3 protein-coding genes and 1 pseudogene are annotated in these 3,335 nt (G+C 71.3%); 2 read left to right on the top strand and 2 right to left on the bottom strand.

Going from position 1 to position 3,335, the window contains the following annotated elements:
• Positions 1 to 850 (top strand): annotated as a pseudogene (locus EIO58_RS14810) (hypothetical protein); the annotation flags it as partial.
• Between the two features lie 107 nt (positions 851 to 957).
• On the opposite strand, the gene EIO58_RS14815 reads toward EIO58_RS14810, so the two are convergent.
• Both EIO58_RS14815 and EIO58_RS14820 read right to left on the bottom strand, forming a co-directional pair.
• Complete coding sequence (locus EIO58_RS14815) at positions 958 to 2,028, bottom strand: threonine aldolase family protein (protein WP_127820167.1); 1,071 nt, start codon at positions 2,026 to 2,028, stop codon at positions 958 to 960.
• Positions 2,029 to 2,039: 11 nt separating this feature from the next.
• A complete protein-coding gene (locus EIO58_RS14820; protein ID WP_127820168.1) occupies positions 2,040 to 2,609 on the bottom strand; it encodes a Crp/Fnr family transcriptional regulator in 570 nt (189 codons plus the stop codon).
• Positions 2,610 to 2,724: 115 nt separating this feature from the next.
• On the opposite strand from EIO58_RS14820, the gene EIO58_RS14825 reads away from it, so the two are divergent.
• The coding region (locus tag EIO58_RS14825) for an SDR family NAD(P)-dependent oxidoreductase (protein ID WP_127820169.1) at positions 2,725 to 3,335 on the top strand (611 nt) is incomplete at its 3' end.

The following is a 3,335-nucleotide window of genomic DNA, read 5'->3' on the forward strand; positions in this document are numbered from 1 at the left end:
GGCGGCGCTGCGCTCGATGGTGGCGCGCGAGACCGCGCGGGACCGGTCCGAGGCCGAGGAGGCGGTGCGCGAGCTGCGCGTGCGCGCGCTCGAGTTCGAGGCATCCCTCAGCCGCCGTCAGGACGACGCGCACCAGGAGTTCCTGGTGCTGCACAATCAGGCCGTCGCGCACGCCGAGCGCATCACGCAGGACGCCAACGAGCAGGTCGCTGCGTCACTGGAGCACGCGCAGCGCGTCTCGGCGAAGGCCGACGACTTCGAGCGGCTCGTCCGCGCGCAGGCGCAGCAGATCGAGGCCGACGCGGCGCTGCGCGCCCGCGAGCACCTCGATCAGGCGCGCGCGAAGGCGCAGCGCATCATGGAGCTGGTCACCACCCACTCGCAGGCCGTGCTCCGCGACGCCGAGGACCGCACCCGGCAGCTGCGCTGGCAGCAGCATCAGCTCACGAGCTTCATGGCCGAGGTCAAGGAGCTCATCCGCCCCGAGTCGCCGATCTCGACCGACGCGCCCGAGTCGCCGGCGTCCCTCGACGATGACCGGGTCGTCGAGTCGGTCGAGACGGCGACGGATGCCGCACCCGACGCCTCCGGCGAGACGGAGGCCGATCAGGTCGATGCCCAGCGCGACGCTGAGCAGCCCGGCGCCGACGACGCCGCCGAGGACGAGGCCGGCGACGACGGCGCAGGGGCGGCGGCTGAGGAGCACGCGCTCGAGGACGTGTCGGTGGACGATGTCGACGCCGAGCTCGCCGAGCTGGTCGAGCAGAGCGAATCGGCGGATGACGGGGCCGAAGCCGAGGCCGAAACCCCGGCCGAGGAGTCCAGCGAGGACGAGCCCGCTCAATCCTGAGCGCCCCGCAGGAGGTTCGGGCTCTCGAGGGCGAACTCGCGAGAATCCGTCCTGTGGAGGCCCTGCGTCCCCCGCTGACCAGCAGCGACAGCGGGCCGGCGTCCGCGTCAGGCGGCCGAGGTCTCGCGGGCGACGGCGGCGATGAAGGCGTCGATGTCGTTCTCGGACGTATCGAAGCTGCACATCCAGCGCACCTCGTTCTTCGCGGCATCCCAGTCGTAGAAGCGGAACGAGGCGCGCAGGCGCTCGGCCACACCGTCGGGGAGGGTCGCGAACACGCCGTTGGCCTGTGTGGGCTGCGTGAACGCGACGCCGCGGATCGAGCCGTCGGAGAGCCCGGCCTCGACGCCCGCACGCAGGCGCTGCGCCATCGCGTTGGAGTGCGAGGCGTTGCGCAGCCACAGGTCGCCCTCGAGGAGCGCGAGCAGCTGCGCCGACACGAAGCGCATCTTCGAGGCGAGCTGCATGTCGAGCTTGCGGAGGAACTTCAGGCCCTTCGAGGCCGCGGGGTTCAGCACGACGACGGCCTCACCGAGCATCGCGCCGTTCTTGGTGCCGCCGAAGCTCAGCACATCGACGCCGGCGTCGCGCGTGAACGCGCGGAAGGGGACGCCGAGGGATGCCGCGGCGTTCGCGATGCGCGACCCGTCCATGTGGACGTTCATGCCGCGGCTGTGGGCATGCGCGGCGATCGCGGCGATCTCATCGACGGTGTACAGGGTGCCGAGCTCGGTGGACTGCGTGATCGAGACGACGAGCGGCTGGGCCCGGTGCTCGTCGCCCCAGCCCCACGCCTCGCGGTCGATGAGCTCGGGCGTGAGCTTGCCGTCGTCCGTCGGGACGGTGAGAAGCTTGATCCCCGCGACCCGCTCAGGGGCGCCGCCCTCGTCGACGTTGATGTGCGCCGTGCCGGCCGCGATCACCGCGCCCCACCGCGGAAGCATGGACTGCATGCCCACGACATTGGCACCCGTGCCGTTGAACACCGGGTACGCCTCCACTCCTTCGCCGAAATGCCGGGCGAACACCGCCTGCAGCCGCTCCGTGTAGACATCCTCGCCGTACGAGACCTGGTGGCCCTCGTTGGCCGCGGTGATGGCCGCGAGCACCTCGGGGTGGATGCCGGAGTAGTTGTCGGAGGCGAAGCCGCGCAGGTGGGGATCATGGATCGTGGTCACGGGTGTCCAATCTACTTCGCGCGGTCGCGCAGGCGGCGCTTGAGCCGACTCAGGGCTACGGGCGTGATGCCGATCAGCGCCGCGACTTCCGTCTGGCTGACGGCGGCGACGAGCTCGGGGCGCTCCTGCAGCAGGGCGGACCATCGATCCTCGGGACTCGACAGCAGCAGTTCCCGCTCGCGTGCCTCCCGGGTCTCGGCGAGGGCGGCCATCTTCGCCGCGAGCGCCCGCGACCACACCAGATGGGTGCGCGCGAGCTGCACGACCAGTGCCGTGGGTATCGCGGCGGCGAGCACCTCGGTCAGCGCCCGTGCCCGAAACGACGACGGCGCTTCGCGCAGCGACTCGATGGAACCCAGCATCTCGGGCCCCTGCGCGATCCCCTTGGTTCGCACGCGCCCGTCGGGTGCACCGAACTCGAGGGCCACGAATCCCCGCTGCACCCAGTAGAGGTCGGGGGCGATGGCGCCCTCTGGGAACAGCGATGTCCCGCGCGCGACACGGCGCACCGCCGCCGCCCGCACCACGAGGCCCCAGTCGGGCAGATCGGCGCCGGCGAGCTGCTGCAGCTCGCTCTGCATTCCCGACAGCAGATGACCTGCCGACGGGTTATCCCTGGTCAATGCGGCGAGACCTCCGAGCTCATAGCGTCGCGATCACGCTACAGGAGCGGATCGGAGCGAAGGGAGGGACGGGATGCCTCAGCACGCCGTCGTCACGGGAGGCACGTCGGGGATCGGGTACGAGATGGTGAAGATACTCAGCCATCGTGGATGGACGGTGCATACGTGCGGTCGCTCGGAGCCGGGGCTGGCGCTGGTGCGGATGCTCCCCGGAGTGCGGACCGCGAAGGTGGACCTGGCAGACGCCGCGGCGGTCGACGAGTGGGCGGAACACGTCGTCGGTGAGTCCCCGGACGGGATCGACCTGCTCGTGCTGGGTGCGGCGCTTCAGAAGGAGGGCAGTCACGAGGACCGTGCCACGGCGTCGATCGCCGAGGAGGTCGCGGTGAACCTCGCGGCTCCGGCGATCCTGACGGCCAGGATGTGGTCGTCGCTGGAGGTCGCCCGCGGAGCCGTGGTCGCCGTGTCGAGCGGACTCGCGCTCGTGCCGAAGGCGGCAGCGCCGCTGTACTCCGCGACGAAGTCGGGTCTTTCCGCGTTCGCGGCGGGGCTGCGCCGCCGGGACGGCCGCACCGTGGTCGTCACCGATGTGCTGCTGCCGCTGGTCGACACCCCGATGACCGCGGGCCGCGGCACTCGCAAGATGGCTGCGGCGGATGCGGCTCAGGCGATCCTCGCGGCGGC

The organism is Microbacterium sp. CPCC 204701, assembly GCF_004010105.1.
In the GTDB taxonomy this organism is placed as follows: domain Bacteria; phylum Actinomycetota; class Actinomycetes; order Actinomycetales; family Microbacteriaceae; genus Microbacterium.